At 44.8% G+C, this 21,936-nt stretch carries 17 protein-coding genes, 1 pseudogene and 1 riboswitch; of the genes and pseudogenes, 1 reads left to right on the top strand and 17 read right to left on the bottom strand.

What is annotated here, in order from left to right; genetic code table 11:
• Positions 1-82: 82 nt before the first annotated feature.
• The 9 genes and pseudogenes from DET59_RS08410 to DET59_RS08455 form a co-directional block, all read right to left on the bottom strand.
• Positions 83-535, bottom strand: coding sequence for a hypothetical protein (locus tag DET59_RS08410; RefSeq protein WP_113969248.1), 453 nt, complete (start codon positions 533-535; stop codon positions 83-85).
• Positions 536-708: 173 nt separating this feature from the next.
• Positions 709-1,320: a thymidine kinase gene (locus DET59_RS08415; protein WP_113969249.1), complete on the bottom strand. Its 612-nt coding sequence runs from the start codon at positions 1,318-1,320 to the stop codon at positions 709-711.
• A gap of 312 nt (positions 1,321-1,632) precedes the next feature.
• Positions 1,633-1,845, bottom strand: a complete 213-nt coding sequence (rpmE, locus tag DET59_RS08420) for a 50S ribosomal protein L31 (protein WP_034765123.1) — start codon at positions 1,843-1,845, stop codon at positions 1,633-1,635.
• 212 nt (positions 1,846-2,057) lie between these two features.
• Positions 2,058-3,320 (bottom strand): transcription termination factor Rho, encoded by a 1,263-nt coding sequence (gene rho, locus DET59_RS08425; RefSeq protein ID WP_044340561.1) that lies wholly within the window; start codon positions 3,318-3,320, stop codon positions 2,058-2,060.
• A gap of 664 nt (positions 3,321-3,984) precedes the next feature.
• Positions 3,985-4,947, bottom strand: coding sequence for a class II fructose-bisphosphatase (glpX, locus tag DET59_RS08430; protein ID WP_113969250.1), 963 nt, complete (start codon positions 4,945-4,947; stop codon positions 3,985-3,987).
• A gap of 519 nt (positions 4,948-5,466) precedes the next feature.
• Complete coding sequence (locus tag DET59_RS08440) at positions 5,467-6,750, bottom strand: UDP-N-acetylglucosamine 1-carboxyvinyltransferase (protein ID WP_113969252.1); 1,284 nt, start codon at positions 6,748-6,750, stop codon at positions 5,467-5,469.
• A 190-nt stretch (positions 6,751-6,940) separates the two neighbouring features.
• A complete protein-coding gene (gene fsa, locus DET59_RS08445) occupies positions 6,941-7,582 on the bottom strand; it encodes a fructose-6-phosphate aldolase (protein WP_113969253.1) in 642 nt (213 codons plus the stop codon).
• A gap of 176 nt (positions 7,583-7,758) precedes the next feature.
• The gene (gene fdaB / locus DET59_RS08450) at positions 7,759-8,619 is read right to left on the bottom strand and encodes a class IIb fructose-bisphosphate aldolase FdaB (RefSeq protein ID WP_113969254.1); all 861 of its coding nucleotides are present in this window, start codon (positions 8,617-8,619) and stop codon (positions 7,759-7,761) included.
• 186 nt (positions 8,620-8,805) lie between these two features.
• Positions 8,806-9,162: pseudogene (locus DET59_RS08455) on the bottom strand (response regulator); the annotation flags it as partial.
• A gap of 204 nt (positions 9,163-9,366) precedes the next feature.
• On the opposite strand from DET59_RS08455, the gene DET59_RS08460 reads away from it, so the two are divergent.
• Positions 9,367-9,891 (top strand): DUF2529 domain-containing protein, encoded by a 525-nt coding sequence (locus DET59_RS08460; protein WP_113969255.1) that lies wholly within the window; start codon positions 9,367-9,369, stop codon positions 9,889-9,891.
• A 681-nt stretch (positions 9,892-10,572) separates the two neighbouring features.
• Here DET59_RS08460 and DET59_RS08465 read toward each other — a convergent pair.
• From DET59_RS08465 to DET59_RS08500, 8 genes are all read right to left on the bottom strand, one after another.
• Positions 10,573-11,562, bottom strand: a complete 990-nt coding sequence (locus tag DET59_RS08465) for an ABC transporter permease (protein WP_113969256.1) — start codon at positions 11,560-11,562, stop codon at positions 10,573-10,575.
• A complete protein-coding gene (locus DET59_RS08470) occupies positions 11,531-13,066 on the bottom strand; it encodes a sugar ABC transporter ATP-binding protein (protein WP_113969257.1) in 1,536 nt (511 codons plus the stop codon). Before DET59_RS08470 ends, DET59_RS08465 begins: the two co-directional genes overlap by 32 nt.
• A gap of 16 nt (positions 13,067-13,082) precedes the next feature.
• Positions 13,083-14,168, bottom strand: coding sequence for a sugar ABC transporter substrate-binding protein (locus DET59_RS08475; RefSeq protein WP_113969258.1), 1,086 nt, complete (start codon positions 14,166-14,168; stop codon positions 13,083-13,085).
• A gap of 96 nt (positions 14,169-14,264) precedes the next feature.
• A riboswitch (SAM riboswitch) is annotated at positions 14,265-14,371 on the bottom strand.
• A gap of 217 nt (positions 14,372-14,588) precedes the next feature.
• Positions 14,589-16,193 (bottom strand): CTP synthase, encoded by a 1,605-nt coding sequence (locus tag DET59_RS08480; RefSeq protein ID WP_113969259.1) that lies wholly within the window; start codon positions 16,191-16,193, stop codon positions 14,589-14,591.
• Between the two features lie 494 nt (positions 16,194-16,687).
• Positions 16,688-17,263, bottom strand: a complete 576-nt coding sequence (rpoE, locus tag DET59_RS08485) for a DNA-directed RNA polymerase subunit delta (protein WP_113969260.1) — start codon at positions 17,261-17,263, stop codon at positions 16,688-16,690.
• Positions 17,264-17,423: 160 nt separating this feature from the next.
• Positions 17,424-17,606, bottom strand: coding sequence for a hypothetical protein (locus tag DET59_RS08490; RefSeq protein ID WP_113969261.1), 183 nt, complete (start codon positions 17,604-17,606; stop codon positions 17,424-17,426).
• 266 nt (positions 17,607-17,872) lie between these two features.
• Positions 17,873-21,139, bottom strand: coding sequence for a fused isobutyryl-CoA mutase/GTPase IcmF (icmF, locus tag DET59_RS08495; RefSeq protein ID WP_113969262.1), 3,267 nt, complete (start codon positions 21,137-21,139; stop codon positions 17,873-17,875).
• Positions 21,136-21,789, bottom strand: a complete 654-nt coding sequence (locus DET59_RS08500) for a TetR/AcrR family transcriptional regulator (RefSeq protein WP_258549615.1) — start codon at positions 21,787-21,789, stop codon at positions 21,136-21,138. Before DET59_RS08500 ends, icmF begins: the two co-directional genes overlap by 4 nt.
• Between the last annotated feature and the right edge of the window lie 147 nt (positions 21,790-21,936).

Here is a 21,936-nt window from a genome sequence, read left to right on the forward strand (position 1 = left end):
TCGGGGATAAGTAGAAGGCATAAGCGGGTGGATTTTATGTAGAAGGTAAGCAGGTCAGTCTCCAGACCTGCTTGCACTTTTTTTATCTTTCGGTGATTTTCACATTTATATCGTATTTTGGAATGGCTTTCTCCAGTCTCTCTTTTAACATCGCTTCTTCTTTATCCGTCTCAGCCATACTCATTTCATTTTGGGTATGGGCCGTCACCCACATTTGTTCGCCATTGATCCACACTTCATCTGGTTCAAAATTGGAATACTCCTTCACAACCTCACGTGCTTTGTCTTCATACACACCCGTTGTCGTCGATGTTGTGCCGGGTGAATTCGTCAGGTTTGGAAAATTCGGGTTTTCATTTGTCGTGTTTCGGACGATTTTATCTTGACGATCATTTTGATCATCTTTTCGATTATCAATGAATCGTGTTCCATTTTGATCCTCGTGCCTACCGAATTCGGATTCCTGGTTCACTCCACACGCGGTGATTAAAATGAAGAATAACGTAAAGGATAATACTAATACTAGTTTTTTCATGCTTTTACACCTCCTGTTTTTAGGATTTCCCACAGGAAAGTGCTTATGCACATAAAAGCGGAGACAAGTGTTAGGAGAGCCGGCAGAGAATCTTTGCCCAATTTCCTTTACATCCTGAACTTCAAATAAAAAAACAAAGCCACATACCCATGACTTTGTTTTCTGATCATTATTTATACTTCCTTCACCATATCAGGTGTTACGCTCATTCCAGTCGGAACTTCATGGTGATGACGGCATCTTGGCTCATAAGCTTCAGACGCACCCACCAGGATGACGGGATCATCGTAGCAAGCTGGTTCGCCATTGATTAATCGTTGTGTTCGACTTGCAGGAGAGCCGCATACTGCACAAACGGCTTGAAGTTTTGTCACTTGCTCGGCAATGGACAATAATTCCGGCATCGGACCGAATGGTTCTCCGCGGAAATCCTGATCAAGTCCTGCGAGGATGACACGGTATCCACTGTTTGCTAATTTTTGGACGACCTCTACAATGCCTTCGTCAAAAAATTGAACCTCATCAATAGCAATGACATCCACCTCTGGATTCAGGTCATCGAGGATCACATGTGAACCCTCGACTGCTTTGGCGATGACAGAGGTACCATTATGAGATACAACCGACTCATCACTATAGCGATTATCTAGCTTTGGCTTATACACTGCAATTTCCTGTTTAGCAAATTGAGTGCGTCTTACCCGGCGGATCAGTTCCTCGGATTTCCCTGAGAACATGCTGCCGCAAATGACTTCTACCCAACCCGTTTGTTTCATGACATACACGAAAGCGCCTCTCCTTCCTTTTGCAATATTCTATAATTAAACAGCCTGACTGTTAGGATAAACGGACTACTCTTATAGTTAAAGCATTCCTTTATGTACGGGAAAAATGCTCAGAATCCTGTAATTTGGCAGAAAAAAAGAGGCACAGCTCAATTGGAACTGCCTCTATTTCTTCAACCATTTGCTTTAAAAAGAATAAAAAACAGGCAAGCATGAAGATCCTTGCCTGTTTTTCTAATAGAAGAGAAGGGCCAATCTCATATATTTATGCCTTACGCACAAAGAAATTCGATATGACCTTTCATCTCTTCATTATTGTTGTTGATTTTTAAGACCGTATTTTTTGTTGAAACGGTCAACACGTCCACCAGCGTCAGCGAATTTCTGACGTCCTGTGTAGAATGGATGGCATTCAGAACATACCTCAACGCGCATTTCTTCCGCTACAGAACCAGTTTCAAATTCGTTACCGCAAGCACAGCTAACTTTGATCGTGTTGTACTTAGGATGAATTCCTGATTTCATTTCTTTCATCTCCTTCCGCCCTGAATCATCTGAGACAGAGTAATTTATTACGAAGATATATGTGATATGAGCATAAGCATGAGAGTTATAGCCAGCCCCTTACCACATCCATTTTTTAAAACACATTGACACTATTATAACAAGGACAAGTGATATTTGCAACCTGAAAAATTGGAAGTTACAGACATAGCACCAATCATTCGAATACTAGATTAACGCTTCTTCGACTCTTCTGTCAACACATTGAAAAACTCTTCATTCGTCTTCGATTGCTTCAGCTTGCGCATAAGCTTCTCAGCGAAATCAGGCTGATCGGACATCGCTTTGCGAATCGCCCACAGCTTTTCAAGATGATCCGGTTTGATGAGAAGTTCTTCACGACGAGTTCCGGAACGACGGATGTCGATGGCCGGAAAGATTCGTCGCTCAGCAAGAGAACGATCAAGATGAAGTTCCAGGTTCCCTGTTCCTTTGAACTCTTCATAAATGACATCGTCCATACGGGACCCTGTATCCACTAACGCTGTCGCCAGGACCGTCAAGCTTCCGCCTTCTTCAATGTTACGTGCAGCACCAAAGAATCGTTTCGGGCGATGGAACGCAGCCGGATCGATACCACCGGAAAGAGTTCGTCCACTTGGCGGGATGACCAGGTTATAAGCACGGGCCAAACGAGTGATACTATCCATCAGGATAATGACATCACGCTTGTGCTCCACTAAACGCATGGCGCGCTCAAGAACGAGTTCTGCCACTTTGATGTGGTTTTCCGGCACTTCATCGAATGTTGAGCTTACGACTTCTGCTTCAACCGAACGTTCGATATCCGTTACTTCCTCTGGACGCTCATCGATCAGAAGGATGATTAGTTCCGCTTCAGGATGATTCGTCGTGATCGAGTTCGCGATTTCTTTGATCAGCATCGTCTTACCAGCTTTAGGTGGTGCTACGACTAATCCACGTTGTCCAAAACCGACAGGAGCTATAAGATCCATGATTCGCGTGGAGATTTTGTTTGGTGTTGTTTCAAGTTTCATTTGACGGTCAGGATATAAAGGCGTGAGACCTGGGAAATGAACACGTTCTTTCGCAGATTCAGGCTCTTCTCCATTGACCATTTCTACATGAAGCAGACCGAAATAACGCTCGTTTTCCTTCGGAGGGCGCACTTTCCCCGATACCTTATCCCCGTTACGAAGGTCGAAACGGCGGATTTGTGATGCAGAAATATAAATATCCTCAGAGCTTGGAGAATAGTTGATCGGTCGTAAGAAACCGAATCCTTCTGATTGGATGATTTCAAGAACACCTTCCATAAAGAAGAAGCCTTCTTGTTCTGCACGAACTTTAAGGATAGCGAAAATCAATTCTTTTTTTGTTAATTTACTATAATAAGAAACTTTGTATTGTTTGGCTAGCTCGTAAAGCTCTTTAAGCTTCATATTTTCTAAGCTAGAGATTGTTAACTCTTCCATCATGACACCACGCTTTATTAATTTGTCCTACTTTAAAATAAAACTTTGTTGTTATTTTTCACAAGAGAGTAGAGGTTGATTTCCGCTGCAGGATGCTCGCTTTCCGCGGGGCGTGAGTTGAGCCTCCTCGGGCTGCGCCCTGTGGGGTCTCAACTGTCTAGCTCCGGCGGCTAGCCCCTCGAGGTCATAAGCTAAATGGTCCATGAAGGCAAAGAACGCCTTCCCGGCCCATTCATCTTATGCTTGTCGGGGCTGTGCGAGCCGCCTCCGTTTTTCGTACTTTCCCGCTATTCCCGCAGGAGTCGAGCACCTTCCGCTACAATCAACTTTGTTATATTCTCTTTCACAAATAAATACTATCTTTTAGAAAAGAGCCAAATATGGGTAGATTTTTCTAAAAATGAAGAAATATGTTGAAGCATAAATTAATAGAAAAAATGCTGAAGATAAAACCTTATCTATTGTAACCATACTTTTAATGAAGAATCAATGACTGGGTAAAAAAAGGAAGGTAATTTTGTAGATAGGCAGCATTTTTTCACCTATGAAGAAAAAAAGTGAGTGATAAGAGTGGTCATGGGCAGAAATGGTAAGACACTCTGCCCATCCCTCATCTCTTATTAAGAAGAGTTGGTTTCTCTCTCATGTTACGTATATCTATTTATTATCTCATGACCAGGTTTGGTTTTTTCTGAAGACTGTGGCGGCCGTCTATGAAGCGAACGGTACCGGATTTGGCACGCATAACGACAGAATGAGTCAAGCCGTATGTCCCTTTAAGCTGAACACCTCTTAACAGTTCGCCGTCTGTTACACCTGTTGCCGCAAAGATCGCATCGTCACCGCATACGAGGTCTTCCATTCGAAGGATCTTGTCCACATCCAGCCCCATGCTGATACAGCGCTCGAGTTCGGCGTCGTTCTGTGGTAAAAGCTTTCCTTGAATTTCTCCGCCTAAGCATTTCAGCGCAACGGCAGCTAGTACTCCCTCTGGAGCGCCACCGGATCCGAATAAAATATCGACACCCGTATGATCGAATGCCGTGTTCATAGCTCCTGCTACGTCACCATCATTGATCAGCTTGATGCGGGCCCCTGCTTCTCTCAGCTGTTGGATGATATGCTCATGACGAGGACGATTCAAGACCGTTGCCACTACGTCTTCGATATCCTTGTTCTTTGCTTTCGCAACGGCTTTCAGATTATCGATAACAGAAGCGTTGATATCGATTTCCCCGACCGCTTCTGGTCCAACTGCGATTTTATCCATATACATATCCGGTGCGTTCAGTAGGTTTCCGTGGTCTGCCACCGCGAGTACCGCCAGTGCATTCCAGCCTCCGGAAGCAACGATGTTCGTTCCTTCCAACGGATCGACGGCCACATCTACACGTGGACCATAGCCTGTCCCTAGTTTCTCACCGATATAAAGCATTGGAGCTTCATCCATTTCACCTTCACCGATGACAACTGTTCCCTTCATCGGTACTGTATCGAATACATCGCGCATGGCAGAGGTTGCAGCATCATCTGCTTCATCCTTCTTACCGCGACCCATCCAGCGAGCCGATGCAAGGGCAGCCCCTTCTGTTACTCGAACAAGCTCCATTGATAAACTTCTTTCCATGTATATAGCCTCCCGTAATCCCTTTTGTTTTACAATAATCTTGAATTGTATAACATATTAACAGATTTATTGTAACACATTGAAACGTTTAGAGAGACTTTTTTTCGAAAAAAGTAGGACACAATGGTTCGTTTAGGTAGAAAAGAACTGGTCATACTGGAAATATTTAATGAAATCCTTAAAAAGCGAGTAGTGGTTGATTTCCGCTCCAGGTGCTCGCTTTCCGCGGGGCGTGAGTTGAGCCTCCTCGGGCTTTGCCCTGTGGGGTCTCACCTGTCCAGCTCCGGCGGCTAGCCCCTCGAGGTCATAAGCTAAATGGCCCAAGAAGGCAAAGAACGCCTTCTCGGTCCATTCATCTTATGCTTGTCGGGGCTGTGCGAGCCGCCTCCTCTTTTCTTACTTTCCCGCTATTCCCGCAGGAGTCGAGCACCTTCCGCTCCAATCAACTTAGTTTATTGCTTTTCATAAAATAATTTAAAACAACAATTTCTTGAAAAATTTTCAAAACGTTTTACGAAACTACGACTTCATCTGCTCCAGTTCTTCGGCGGACATTTTTTCACGCCAGATGGTTGCGCCCAGGCCTTCGAGTTTGGCGACGAGGTCGCTGTAGCCGCGGTCGATGTGTTCGAGGCCGGTTACTTCTGTGATTCCTTCTGCCATTAGGCCGGCGATGACAAGGGCCGCTCCTGCACGGAGGTCACTTGCTTTCACTTTGGCACCTTGTAATTGTACAGGTCCATTGACGATGGCGGAGCGACCTTCCACCTTGATCGTCGCATTCATTCTTCTCAGTTCATCGATATGCTTGAAGCGGGCTGAATAGATCGTGTCCGTTACGACAGCAGAACCTTCTGCCCTGTTCAATAATGTCGTGAACGGCTGCTGCAGATCTGTCGGGAATCCTGGATACACCAATGTTTTCACATCAACGGATTTGAGCTTGTCCGCTCTTCCGATGTAGATCTGGTCGTCATTTGTTTCAACGGGTACGCCCATTTCACGCAGCTTGGCGATGACTGATTCCATATGTAATGGGATAACGTTGTCAACGAGCACGCCTTTACCGACGGCTGCTGCAAGGATCATGAACGTTCCTGCTTCAATGCGGTCAGGAATGATTGTGTGACGGCAGCCATGAAGCTCGTCTACACCATCAATACGGATCACGTCCGTTCCCGCTCCTTTGATCTTCGCGCCCATATTACTTAGTAAAGTAGCTACGTCGATGATCTCAGGTTCCTTTGCCGCATTTTCAATGATCGTTCTGCCTTTTGCGCGTACAGCGGCAAGCATAATGTTAATGGTTGCTCCTACACTGACTACATCAAGATAGATGCGGGCACCCCTTAATTCATCGGCACGCAAATAAATCGCACCCTGTTCATTCGTCACTTCTGCTCCAAGAGCCTCGAAGCCTTTAATGTGTTGATCAATCGGACGTGGACCTAGGTGACACCCACCCGGTAATCCGATGACCGCTTTTTTGAATCGTCCAAGCATCGCTCCCATTAAATAATAAGAAGCACGAAGCTTTTTCACCTTCCCGCTAGGTAAAGGCATGGACACCATTTGACTTGGATCTACATTCATATCCCCATCTTCCAGGTTGACTGAACCACCGATCTCTTCTAAAAGATCTTTCAGTGTCTGTACATCAGAGATGTCTGGTAACCCTTCGATTGTGACTGGTGAATCAGCAAGAATGGTTGCCGGGATCAAGGCTACCGCACTATTTTTGGCCCCACTGACTTTAATGGTTCCTTCAAGGGGATAACCTCCTGCAATTTTTAACTTTTCCATATTAAACTCCCTTCCACTGTTCATTGATGAGGAAGCCCCAATGGCTGTCAGACTCCGCACACCAAAAACAAAAAGGATTATTTTTCCAATAGAAGACGTTCTAAGAGGTATTGTCTACTAGTGTATACATAATTCGTCAAAACATGTATAGGATAAAAGAATTTTTTTTGCTAGACCAATTGACTTAAAATTAGCGGTTGTTCCAATCATTCAGGAATGCGTCGATTCCTTTATCCGTAAGAGGATGATGGAACAATTGCTTCAACACTTTCAGAGGAACGGTCGCAATATGCGCCCCTCTTAAAGCAGCTTCTGTAATATGCTGTGGATGGCGGGTCGATGCCGCAATGATTTCTGTTTCCAGGCCGTGAATCGCAAAGATTTCAGCGATCTTGGATACAAGCTCGAGACCGTCATGACCGATATCATCTAATCTTCCTAAAAAAGGCGAAACATACGTCGCTCCAGCACGAGCCGCTAAAAGCGCCTGATTCGCACTGAAAATCAGCGTGACATTTGTCTTAATTCCTTCTTTAGCAAAAGTAGATGTCGCTTTCAATCCGTCCGGCGTCATCGGAAGCTTAACCGTAATGTTGGGCGCGATCTTCGCAAGCTCCCTGCCCTCTTTGATCATTCCTTCAGCGTCTGTCGCGATGACTTCAGCGCTTACAGAACCAGGGACTAATTCCGTGATTTCTTTTAAACGGTCTTCAAATGTCACGTTTTTTTCTTTCGCTACAAGCGACGGATTCGTTGTCACTCCTGAAAGAATACCCCATTCAAATGCTTCTTGAATTTCACTCATGTTTGCTGTGTCTATGAAAAATTTCATTACCTCTACCCCATTTTCGACAAAATTTTCAATCATCTTTTAATGAACGGAAGGGACTGACCCAAAAAGGTATCAAACCTCTCCTGGTGCCAGTCCCATCCTACCGCTTCATTCTTTTTCTACCACATTCGGAAAGCCTGTAATCTACACGCAAGGACTTTCCAAACATTACCTATCTATTTAGCTTGGTTAGAAGAACCAAATTCGCGCATTTTGCCAGCAACTGTCGTTTTGATCGCTTCACGGGCAGGACCCATGTATTTACGTGGATCATATACTTCAGTGTCAGCTGCAAGTACTTCACGTACCGCTTTAGCTGAAGCAATTTGGTTTTCAGTGTTTACGTTGATTTTGGCTGTTCCGAAAGAAATCGCTTTTTGGATGTCTTTTGTCGGAATTCCAGTACCACCGTGAAGTACTAGAGGTACTCCAGCCGCTGCACCGATCTCTTCCATTTCTTTGAATCCAAGATTCGGTTCACCTTTGTAAGGGCCGTGAACAGAACCAAGTGCAGGTGCCAGTGTATCGATACCAGTACGCTCTACTAATTCTTGACACTCTTTAGGATCTGCATAGATAACGCCATCTGCTATTACGTCATCCTCTTGTCCACCAACAGTTCCAAGCTCAGCTTCAACAGAAACACCTTTAGAGTGAGCATATTCAACCACTTTAGAAGTGATTTCAATGTTTTCCTCGAAAGGACCGTGAGAAGCGTCGATCATGACAGAAGTGAAACCTGCATCGATTGCTTCTTTACATTTGTCATAGCTTGAACCGTGGTCTAAGTGAATCGCAACAGGTACTGTGATGTTCAGGTCTTCCATAAGACCTTCGACCATTTTTACAACTGTTTTGAAGCCGCTCATGTAACGGGCTGCCCCTTCAGAAACACCAAGGATGACAGGTGATTTTTCTTCTTCTGCAGCTTGTAGGATCGCTTGAGTGAACTCAAGGTTATTCAGGTTGAATTGACCTACCGCATAGCTGTTTTCTTTTGCTTGAATTAGCATGTCTTTCATTGAAACTAAAGGCATAGTAATTTCCTCCTTCTATTCAGTCAGTGAACCATTCTAGTAGAAATGGCGGTGTTATTTATAGCACCATGTGACATTGTTTACAATTTCACTTGTATCATACCAAAACAGAATTGATTTTACCAACTGCAGAGGCGAATTGATAAAAATACTACTATTTTCACTATTCAAATAATACGACCAAGCTGGAATATATTGTTTCACAGCCTGCCTGATGTCGTCGATATCAAACGGTTTCGCAAAGTGAGTAAGTGCTCCCAGATCCTTTGCTTCCTGAATCATGTCCAGCTCCCCGTACGCCGTCATAATAATGACGCGGATATCTGCATCCTTCTGCTTCATTCTCTTCAAAATTTCGATTCCATCCATCCCTGGAATCTTCATATCCAGCAAAACCAAATCAGGGGAATGCTGATCTACAATTTCAAGAGCCTGGATTCCGTTCGCCGCCTGAAATGTTTGGTAGCCTTCCTTTTGTAACACTTCATTTAATAGAATCCTAATACCAAATTGATCGTCTACAATAAGAATTTTCTCGTTCATCCATCCCAATCCCCTTCATATTAAAGTAAATTATGTATTACTAAACTAAATAACCGGCTAATAATTGTATATTTATTACTAATTCTCTTTTTACTGTAAAAAATCCTGCTTCTAATCAAGATTTTACTTAAGACCTTTTTCCCCTTTATAATAAGCGTTACGATGACAAATGTCGAAGCTGAATATATAAGGAGAGTTGATTCTATGATAAAAATGTTCACGACACAGTTAACAGGACTGTTCAAACGCATTTATGATAAGCAGGAATTCCAAATCGAAGACGGTGCCCGCCTGCTGGCCCAAGCCGCCATCGGTCAAGGAAATATTTACATGAAGGGCTTCGGGGAAATGGAGGCAGTTACAGCCGAGGCTTTGTTTGGCGCTGAACCTCTTCCTTCTGCTAAAAGATACGATGGTTCCACCGAGCTGACGGAAGCAGATCGTGTATTAGTCGTCAGCCGTTTTTCAACTGATGAGGAAGCCGTGGCGTTAGGGAAAAGACTGGCTGATGAAGGTGTGCCATTCGTGGCTGTCTCTGGATTGGTGGAGGGTGAAGTGAATCTGGTGGATTTAGCCGATGTTCACTTAGATACGAAAGTAATCAAGGGCATGCTTCCAGGCGATGAAATCGGTGAGCGTGTGAGCTTTCCTTCCAGCATGGCGGCGCTTTATCTTTATTTCGCCCTCGGGTTTGTGATCCGTGAGATGTTGGAGGAGTATGAGGAGTAATAGATAGGCCCGTTCCTGGTTGGGGACGGGCCTTTTTGATGGATATGTTCTAAGAGACGGTTGTTTATTGTAGAACTCTCGATATCTTGAAAATCAGGTTGATATAATGAAAGAGCGGACTCTCACGGACCCAGAGATGAGGAATCAGCATGCTGTGATAAATAAGCGGAGAAATTTCTCTTAATTAGGAAAAAGAATAAAAAATACCTTAAATAGACGGAAAGATTCCGACTATTTACTCGTAAAACGAGTAAATGGGTAATTTTAATTTGCTTAACCGGAAAAATTCCGCCTATATACCCCGTACCGAGCTCTATTCTGCAAACTAAACGGAAAAACTCCGCTTATTTTATATATCACTGGTTACTCATTTAAGGATAAGACTTCACATTAACATATATAGGGGGTTTGAATGTGTTGTGTAGCATTTTTGGCATGACAAATTGTATACCAAATTGAGGGTAAAATGGTAGGGGTACAACAGCCATTTTACCCCTACCATTTGCGGTGCAATTTCCTATACAAATCTCCCTATGAAATCCCCTATAAATGGCTTTAAACTAATGAAAAATGCGTATCCATTTAATATGCAAATGGATACGCATTTTAACTTACATTTTTAATGTTTGCGATATTTTACGGAACCCGTTACACCAAAATTCACCTCTCCCCTCAACTAATTCAAGCCCCACGCACCTTCTTGGCATGCACATATGTCACTGCCAATGCCAATACCAGTACGCTTCCTTTAATGATTTCAAATGCATAATATGGTAGATTCATCATTGTCAATCCATTCAGCAGGACCCCGATCAACGCTGCTCCAAAGAAGGTGCCCAGGATATTCGGTTTTCCTGCGCCGAAGACGGAGAAGCCGACAAATACAGCGGCGACTGCTTCCATCAGGAGCGGTGCACCGGCATCCATCTGTCCTGATCCGACCCGGGCTGTGAACAGGATTCCTCCAATCGATGCGAATACACCTGAGAGAACGTAGGCAATCAACTTCACCCGTGTCACCCTGACACCTGATAAGCGTGACGCTTCTGCGTTACCCCCTGTCATATACAAAATGCGCCCCCATCTCGTGAAATGCATGATCACATAGACGATTCCGACTAACACGAGCATGATCCATACCGGTACCGGCAATCCGAGCCACTTTCCCTGGCCGATCCAGAGGAACGCTTCTGTAAATTCCCCCGGAGCTGTCCCTCCGGTTGTCATCGGCATCTGATTGTAGATCGAGTACCCTTCTGTATACGTCCGGTGGACACCTGAAATGATATACATGGCCCCTAATGTAGCAAGCAAATCCGGAATTCCAAACTTAACGATCAACAGCGAATTGAATAACCCGACTCCCGCTCCCACCAACAATGGAACAAGGAGCACGACCCACAACGGAGCCTCATACCAGACCATCAAAGAAGCCGTCACAACAGTAGACAGGGATACCGTCGATCCCACTGATAGGTCAAAGCCATCCACGACAAGGGTAAAGGTGACCCCGATGGCGACCAATGTAACGATGGAAATCGAGCGGAGAATGTCTGATAGATTTCCATATGTAAAGAAAAATGGGTTATATAAGCTGAAAAATAGAAGAATTGCAGCCATCAACACGATGGCTCCGTATTTAAACAGTAAGTCGAGTATGTTGCCCTTCATTCGTTTGGATCCCTCCTGAAGCATAAAACAATATGAGTTCTTGAGTAGCTTCTTCTTTTGTCATTTCTTTGACGATCCGGCCATCATACATGATGAGTATCCGATCCGAGATCGAGAGGATTTCTTGTATTTCACAGGAAAAATAGAGAATGCCCTTTTCTTTTTCTGCAAGGGATTGAATCAGGGAGAAGATCTCCTTCTTTGCTCCCACATCCACACCCTTCGTCGGTTCATCAAATAAAAACACAGAAGCTTCATCTGAAAGCCACTTTCCGATTGAAACCTTTTGCTGATTTCCCCCACTTAAAAAGTTGGCCAGGATTCCTTCATGAGCGGCTTTGATACCAAGGGATCGGATTTTTTCACGGGCCAGCTCGCGTTCCTTTCCCTTATTGATCCATAACCAATTGGAGACTTTTCTTAATGAAGGAAAGCTCAGGTTGTGCTGAACGGATTCATGAATGAACAACCCTTCTTTTCGTCTTTCTTCCGGAACGAGCGCCAATCCATTTTGGATCGCATCTCGCGGGGACTGAATTCTAAGCTTCTTTCCTTTCAGAAAATGGTCACCAGATTCTACTTGAGAGTCCCCAAACAAGGCTTTGGCAAGTTCGGTTTTCCCCGCTCCCACAAGTCCGACCACTCCGACCACTTCTCCTGCCTTTACGGATAAATGGATATCCTTCACCTTTTGTCCGTCTTCAAGCCCTCTCACTTCGTAAAGCGTTTCACCGATTGGCAGCCTTCCTTTCTGAAACTCTTCTCTATATGTTCCTCCAAGCATGGCTTCGATGATCTTCTGAGAGGTAGTTTCGTGGGTTCCGTACGTTCCCACGGTCTCCCCGTCTCTCATGACGGTGATGCGATCGGAAAGCTGAAATACTTCAGGAAGCCTGTGAGAGATGAAGATGATCCCTACTCTCTCTTTCTTTAAATCTTCTATGACACGGAATAATTTTTCCGTTTCAGAAGAACTTAAAGGGGCCGTTGGTTCATCTAAAATCAATACTTTCGCTTGTTGAAGCAGGCTCCTGGCAATGAGCACCAGCTGCTTTTCAGCGAGACTTAACTGTGACGCAGGATGTCCGAGGGGTATGGCTTCTGCCCCAATTCGTCGGAGTGCCTCCAACGCTTCTATCTTTAATGACTTTTTGGTCATAAAGAAGGAGCCTTTTTGTGAGAACTGATCCAGGACGATATTTTCTGCTACAGAAAGTCCAGGGACAATGGCCGTGTCCACTTCCTGGTACACGCAATGGATGCCGTGCCCCTTCGCTTCTTTCGGAGATTGATAGTCTCTTTTTTCAGAGTGAAGGATGATGTCCCCGCTGTCCTGCACATAGGCTCCTGATAAAATCTTCATCAGCGTACTTTTGCCTGCACCATTCGCCCCCAACAGAGCATGAACCTCTCCCTCTTTCACATCGAAGCTTGCAGTCTTTAAGGCTTTCACTCCTGAGAAGGTTTTATTGATATCAATCATTTCTAACAGTGGAGACGTCATCGCTTCTAACTCCTTTCTACTCTGTGAACGATCCTTCAAGCTTTTTCAGTTCATCTGTATAGCCTTGCTCACTGGCTCCCCAGCCATCTACATACTCGTGTAATTGATCGGTCGTAATCGTTTCTTCAGGCAATCCATCCTTTTCAACAAAGACCGGCTCAAGCTTTACTTTCTCAGGCGTTTCCTGGCCACCCAGCTTTTGATACAAGAAACGGACCTGCACACGACCGATATCTTTTGGGTCGACGGCTGCCGATGCTACCCACGGACTTCCATCTTTTTGAATGATTTGCAGGTCCTCATCACTCATGTCGATTCCATAGACTTTGATTTCATTTCTCCCTGCCGCTTCGATTGCCCGAACGGCGCCTTTTGCAAATTCATCCCAAGCAGCCCAGACAGCATCGATATCCCCTTTATTCGGATACTGTTTCAATATCGCCTCCATTTGAGCCTGTGTATCCAGTGCCGTATTCTGAGTAGCCGCTCCAAAGGCCGCCACCTCTTTAATATCAGTATTCTTCTCTAAAAATTCCTGATAGGCCACTTGGCGCCTTTCCATCGGGGCAAAGCCTGCAACCCAAATCTTTACGATCTCACCTTTGCCGTCAAGCTCATCCGAAAGCTTCGTCAAGGTTTGTTCAGCCATTTGCTGATCGCCCTGTTCGAGGACCGTCACCTCTTCTGAAGCAACATCCGCATCAAACACGACAACGGGAATGTTTTGTTCCTTCGCCTTTTCCACTCCTGATTGCAGTGCTTCTTTCGTTCCGTGATCGATGAGGATCCCATCAAACTTTTGATTGATGGCTGCATCCAGGTTGGAAGACATTTTCGCCAAGTCTCCTTCAGACGTAAATACTTGAACCTTCCCGCCAAACTTCTCCACCTGCTCTTTGACACCCTCTATGTATTGAGCGGAAAATGTCCCTAAATTGATTTGCATAATAAGTGCGATCTTTTTATTGGCTAACGGATGATCGGAAGTCGCTTCTTTCTTTTCTCCGCTCTCTGCGCCAGCCTCCTGGGATACTTTTGGCTGACAAGCCACTAAACTGAAAATAAATGCGAGTAATACGAGAATTGATGCTGCTTTTTTCATCGTTCTTTTCTCCTCCCGAGGTGATATGCCTCAATTTTTCAAAATAAAAAAACCCCTTTTCCCAAGAGAAAAGAGGTTTATGTATAAATAAACGTGCTCTTATCACTCAGGAAATTCTTCCTGCAGGTTTTAGCACCTTTCCGTGTGTACGGTAGGTTGCCGGGCGTCATCGGGCCAGTCCCTCTGCCAACTCTTTATAAGAGAATATGAAATTTGATATAGTTCGCATGCGCTATAAACGATATATTAACGATATGTGGGAATATTGTCAATATTCTTTTTTGGAAATTTTCTATAGAGGATTAAAGAGTGCTTCACGAAATTTGTCACTATTTGTAGAACAGTCGACAAATCCCGCACCCGATAAAACCAAAAAACCGCCCTCCCAAAACAAGGGAGAGCAGTTCCAAAAATCTAATCTTATTTATCACCATACGCAAGTGACGCTTCCACGAAGTCTCTGAATAGAGGCTGCGGGCGTGTGGGGCGTGAGGTGAATTCTGGGTGGAATTGAGATGCGACGAACCATGGGTGGTCGCTTAGCTCGATGATTTCCACAAGACGGCCATCAGGGCTTGTGCCTGAGAAGATGAAGCCGGCTTTTTCCATTTGCTCACGGTAGTGATTGTTGAATTCGAAGCGGTGACGGTGACGCTCGTATACCACTTCTCCATCGTAGGCTGCATAGGCTTTTGAACCTTTTGTCAGCTTACATGGGTATAGTCCGAGACGCAGTGTTCCACCAAGATCTTCGATGTCCTTTTGTTCAGGTAAGAGATCGATGACCGGATATGGCGTTTCAGGATTCAACTCAGCAGAGTGAGCTCCTTCCAACCCAAGAACATTACGTGCATATTCTACAGATGCCAGCTGCATTCCAAGGCAGATTCCAAGGAAAGGAACCTTGTTTTCACGGGCATATTGAGTTGCAGCGATTTTTCCCTCTACCCCACGGTCACCGAAGCCGCCTGGTACAAGGATTCCATCTACATCTGCCAGTTTTTCTGCTACGTTTTCGTTGTCGATCAGCTCAGAGTTCAACCATCTTACTTCGATGTCGCTATCGAATTGATAGCCGGCGTGACGAAGGGCTTCCACTACTGAGATATACGCATCCTGCAGTTCAACATATTTCCCTACCAGGGCAATTCTTGTTTTACGGGACAGGTTTTTCACGCGGTCAACGAGTTCATTCCACTCGGTCATGTCTGCTTCGTGGCAGTTCAGTTTCAAGTGCTGACATGTGATTTCATCAAGCTTTTGATCCTGTAGCGCAAGTGGTACAGAGTATAGGGTGTCTGCATCCATTGCTTCGATTACAGCATTTTTATCGATATCACAGAATAACGCGATTTTGTCTTTCATGTCTTGAGTCATTGGCATTTCAGTACGCACGACGATGACATTTGGCTGGATACCAAGACTGCGAAGCTCTTTTACGCTATGCTGAGTCGGTTTTGTTTTCATTTCACCCGCTGCTTTGATGTAAGGAATCAGCGTACAGTGGATGTACATCACATTGTCACGGCCAACATCGCTCTTGATCTGGCGAATCGCTTCAAGGAATGGCAGAGATTCGATATCCCCGACCGTTCCACCGATTTCCGTGATCACGACATCTGAATTCGTCTCGCGTCCGGCGCGGTATACGCGTTCTTTGATTTCGTTTGTGATGTGTGGGATAACTTGTACAGTACCACCAAGATAATCACCGCGACGCTCTTTTTTCAGTACAGTCGAATAGATTTTACCCGTTGTGACAGAGCTGTATTTCGTCAGGTTAATGTCAACGAAACGCTCATAGTGACCTAAGTCAAGATCCGTTTCCGCACCATCATCTGTTACGAATACTTCACCGTGCTGATAGGGACTCATCGTTCCCGGATCCACGTTGATGTATGGATCGAACTTTTGGATCGTGACACTCACTCCACGGTTTTTCAATAGTCTGCCAAGGGACGCTGCTGTGATCCCTTTCCCTAGTGACGACACTACGCCGCCTGTTACGAAAATATACTTAGTCATGTATATGTCCCCCTTCAAAGTAAGTTTGGTTCAAAAAAAGTAGAGGGTGTCTCTTATGTAGGTATGTCATGAATTTATCTTGTTCAAAGAAGGACAAGTCCATTCTCTAAAAATAAATTCATCTGCATAAACCAGCTAAAAGACAGCCTCTTATTATCAATATACATAAAAATGTAAGGGGTCTTAAAGAGTCGATCCGCCACACATAAAGGAATAGACAATACCCTGTTACGTCAAAGCTTTCTTCTTATAAAATAAAAAAAGCCCCACTTACAAACATGTAAGGGGAGCGTTGTATACGTAATTCGTCCTTTTTTAAGGAGCCCAAATAAAATACTACCTTCCTCAAAGAAAGAAGTCAAGCATAGAATGATGAGGGAATTTTCAATCAATGGCGTCACTGGTACACAAGGCCCGAGACCATAAAAAAACCTATCAAAATGGCCAAAAGCGCCTTTTTGATAGGTTCGTCAGTTGCTTATATGAGGGGAAGATTATTTATCTTCCGTTTCCTCATCCAGCTCTTCTTCTTCGTCTTCTTCTTCGTCTTCATCGAATACATCGATCTCAAGTTCTTCCTCGTCTTCATCGATGTCCAGATCTTCATCTGCATCGGCGTCAACGGCATCTACATCGTCATCGTCGTCGTCATCTGTCAGATCATCGTCATCGTCCGTGTCATCAAGATCATCATAATCAAGATCTTCATCGTCCAGATCATCGAAGTCTTCAAGATCTAAATCTTCATCGACTTTCTTCTTCGCTTTTTTCTTTTTGCTGGATTTCATCGTTGGAACCGTTTCTTCCTCGATTTGATCCACCGGATACCATTCTCTTAATCCCCAACTGTTATCGCCCATGGCAATAAAACGTCCCTCGACATTAAGATCCGTATAGAATTGAAGTAAGCGGCTGCGAACCTCTTTTTCAGAAATTCCAAGCAAACCTTTAATTTCTTTGACTATGTCTTCGAAAGGCATCGCTTTCTTTTTCTCTGTTAAAATCTCATGTGCCAACTCAATGAATGATGTTTGACGTAATTCTTCTTTGGATAACTGCTTAAGACTCAATTAACGCACTTCCTTTCTGTATTTCAAACTCTACTAAGTAGAGTAAAAAAGGGCAAAAATTCTCCATTATCAATTCTAACCATATTCATCATTATAAACAATAGAAAAGACTTTATGCTATACCTATCTGGTTTTTCTTGCATTTTTTTCACACCTGGGGTCAGGAGGGTCTGCCGCTTTCCCATTTCTCTTCTTTTTCACCGTTTCGAATCACACGAAACGCTTCGAAGAAAAGATAGAAAGAGAGCAGAAAAAAAGGAATCGCTCCTAATTGCAATTGATATAGTACTACTGCGGCGCATAGGATGATGGCTAATAGTATATAACGAAAAATGGTCTTCACAGTCTCACATCCAAACGTATGTATCGTTCTTACCCTCTCACTTATCTGACAATTCTCATTATATAGGAAATGATACCCGACTACTATTAAGATCGTGTTAAAAATTGGTTGATTTTGTTTAAAGGATAGACTGTTCATGGACTTTTTAAACATATTTCGTTATTTGTTCAAAGTTATTGATACGTTTATTGACCCCCCTGCTGAAGAGACACCTAGAAAAAGAGACCACTGCACCCCTACAGTAGTCTCTTTTTCTTGATGATTTTTTACATGTTACGACGGTATTGTCCGCCTACTTCGTAGAGGGCGCGTGTGATTTGGCCGAGGCTGGCTACTTTCACTGTTTCCATGAGTTCTTCAAAGATGTTTCCTCCGTCCACGGCTGCTTGTTTCAGGCGGGCCAGTGCTTCTTCGGATTTGTCCTTGTGTTGTGATTGGAAGTCTCGCAGATTATGAATTTGTGTTTCTTTTTCTTCCTTCGTTGCACGTGCCAGTTCCATGCTGTCCATTTGTTCCTCTGAAGGCGGGGTTGGATTCAGGTACGTGTTCACTCCCACGATCGGAAGTTCCCCGGAATGCTTTTTCATTTCGTAGTACATGGATTCCTCTTGGATTTTCCCGCGTTGATATTGGGTTTCCATCGATCCAAGTACGCCGCCTCGATCATTCAGGCGATCAAATTCTGTGAGGACCATTTCCTCCACAAGATCGGTCAGTTCTTCTGCGATGAACGATCCTTGAAGCGGATTTTCATTTTTCGATAATCCGTGTTCTTTCGTGATGATCATCTGGATCGCCATGGCACGGCGGACCGATTCCTCCGTTGGTGTCGTGATGGCTTCATCATAGGCATTGGTGTGCAGGGAGTTACAGTTATCCTGCAGGGCCATCAAGGCTTGAAGTGTCGTACGGATATCGTTAAAGTCAATCTCCTGGGCATGCAGGGAGCGACCCGATGTTTGAATATGATACTTCAACTTTTGACTTCTCTCATTGGCGCCGTATTTATCACGCATCACCGTTGACCAAATGCGGCGTGCCACACGGCCGATCACCGTATACTCAGGGTCCAGGCCATTCGAGAAGAAGAACGATAAGTTCGGGGCAAACGCATTGATGTCCATTCCTCGGCTTAAATAGTATTCAACGTACGTGAACCCGTTCGCCAGTGTGAAGGCAAGCTGTGAAATCGGATTGGCTCCCGCTTCCGCAATATGGTAGCCGGAAATCGATACAGAGTAATAGTTTCGTACTTTATGATCGATGAAGTACTGCTGGATGTCCCCCATCATGCGCAGGGCGAATTCAGTCGAGAAGATACATGTGTTTTGTCCTTGATCTTCTTTTAAAATATCTGCCTGCACGGTTCCGCGGACGACTTGCAGCGTCTGTTCCTTCACTTCCACATATTCTTCCACCGTCAACACGCGGTCGAGCTCTTCTTCCTTCATGCGGATCTGCTGATCGATTGCCGTGTTCATATACATGGCAAGGATGATCGGAGCCGGACCATTTATTGTCATGGATACCGACGTAGAAGGCGCACACAGGTCAAAGCCTGCGTATAGCTTCTTCATGTCTTCGAGCGTACAGATGCTCACTCCGCTCTCCCCGACTTTTCCGTAAATGTCAGGACGGTGATCCGGATCTTCACCATATAAGGTTACAGAGTCAAAGGCTGTACTCAGGCGCTTCGCATCATCATCCTTAGAAAGATAATGGAAACGGCGATTCGTCCGTTCAGGAGTCCCTTCACCGGCAAACTGACGCTTCGGATCTTCCCCTTTTCGTTTAAAAGGAAACACTCCTGCTGTGTACGGGAACGAGCCTGGGACATTTTCTTTGTATACCCAATCCAGAATCTGGCCGTAGTCTTTGTATTTTGGAAGGGATACTTTGGGAATATCGAGTCCAGATAAGCTCTTTGTCTTTAACTCAGTGACGATTTCTTTATCACGGATTTTTGTGATGAATTGATCTTTACTGTAGGTTTCTTTTAAAGAATCCCATTTCTCTAATATCCGTTTTGACTCAGCTGTTAATTTATTTTCGACTTCATCTTTCAACGTCTGAAGGGATGTTAGGACCCCATCATTCGTTTCCTTTTCGTTAACGGCTTCGATTGCTCCTTCCAATTGGAACAATCTGCGGGCGAGGTTCACCTGCTCTTCGGCTTTTTTATGATAGTTCCGGACCGTTTCAGCAATCTCACGCAGATAGTAACGGCGATTGTTTGGAATGATGACGTTTTGCTTTTCCACATCGACGTCTTTGGAGAAGCTTGTTTTCCAATCGAGTTCCATTTTCTTGTTCACGGTTTCCACGACCGCTGCGAACAACGCGTTTGTACCCGGATCGTTGAACTGGCTGGCAATCGTTCCGTATACCGGCATGTCATCTAAGTCATTATCAAAAAGCAAGTGGCTGCGCTGATACTGCTTCTGTACCTGGCGTCTTGCATCCTCTGAGCCTTTGCGCTCAAATTTATTGATGACAATAAGATCGGCAAAATCAATCATATCGATTTTCTCAAGCTGGGACGGAGCACCGAATTCACTTGTCATGACATACATGGACATATCACAGATTTCAGCGATTTCCGCATCCCCCTGACCGATCCCGCTCGTTTCAACGACGATCAGATCATAGCCTGCCGCTTTGACCACATTGATGGCATCCTTGATGGCGAGTGAAAGCTCCGTTTTCGACCCACGGGTAGCAAGACTTCGCATATAGACGCGAGGATTGAAGATGGCATTCATACGAATGCGGTCCCCAAGAAGGGCTCCGCCTGTTTTTTGTTTCGTGGGATCGATGGATAGGATCGCGATTTTCTTTTCAGGAAGCTCGTTGATGAAACGGCGGATCAGCTCATCCGTCAAGGAACTCTTCCCCGCTCCACCCGTACCGGTGATCCCCAGTACCGGAGCTTTTTTCGCTAAGCTCTTGATTTCAGAGAAAACGGTTTGGGCCGTCGCCGCCACTTCTTCATTTGCTCCGACTTGATACTCGGCAAGTGAAATCAGCTTCGAAACCGTGTTAACATTTCCAGTAGAAAGCTTTTCAACCTCTTGATCCACGCTTCCCTTGATCGTCGGGAAATCACATTCCTCGATCATGTTGTTGATCATTCCTTGAAGACCATGCTTTCGACCGTCTTCAGGTGAGAAGATGCGGGCAATCCCGTATTCGTGCAGCTCCTTGATCTCACGCGGGATGATGACGCCCCCACCTCCGCCATAAATGCGGATATGAGATGCTCCTCTTTCTTTCAAAAGGTCGTACATGTACTTGAAGTATTCTACGTGCCCGCCCTGGTAGGACGAAATCGCGATTCCCTGTACATCCTCTTGTATCGCAGCATTGACGACTTCCTCCACGGAGCGGTTATGACCTAAATGGATAACCTCTGCCCCACTTGCCTGGATAATCCGACGCATTATGTTGATCGACGCATCATGCCCGTCAAACAGACTCGAAGCCGTGACAAAACGAACATGGTGCTTTGGTTTATAAATTTCAACCGTGCTCATATTACTCCCCCTGTTCTCCCTTGTTTTTCAAACCCTATGACGCCTGCAAAAGTGAGTTCGATTTGAAGATGGATGTATTCATCGAGTGTAAACCGCTTCTGAAGTGCCCAACGACGGAATCCCCACATCTGTCCCTGGACGAATACATTTTGAGCCAGCATATGGATCTGATTTTCATCAAGCTCAAGCTTGCCACTCTCGACACAGCCAATGATGAGATCTTCCACCATCCCCACCATTTCAAGTTCTTTACGCAGTACATATGGAAGGGCGTCCTTCGATAAGGATTTCGCCTCCTGATACATGACGAGGACTTCATCCTGCATCCGGTCCATCACTTTAAAATAATGAGCGATGCCGAGCCTTAAGCTCTCCAGTGTCCCTTTTCCGACATCCAGCTCCTCAAGCTCCAGCCGAACCTGCTCATAAATGCTGTCACACACTAAATACAAGACATCTTCCTTTGTTCGAATATATTCATATAACGTTCCGATACTGAATCCGGCGGCCTTTGCGATCTCCCTAGTCGTGGTGCGATGAAACCCCTTTTGTTTAAATAGAGAGACGGCCCCGCGAATCATCTGATCACGACGCTTTTCTACCAAACGCTCATCCTTAACCGAAGCATGAACTTCCCTCTTCTTATTCAAAACAACCGACCGCCTTTACTATCCATTTCTCCCATTGACCCCACTTCAAGACCAATCTGCCTCATCCCCCAACAAAGCAGAAGGTCATCTATCTCTATAACTACTTATCTATACATACCGGGTCTGGCACCCTAAAGTCGCAAGCGA

The organism is Rossellomorea aquimaris, assembly GCF_003315075.1.
Taxonomy (GTDB): Bacteria; Bacillota; Bacilli; order Bacillales; family Bacillaceae_B; genus Rossellomorea; species Rossellomorea aquimaris_C.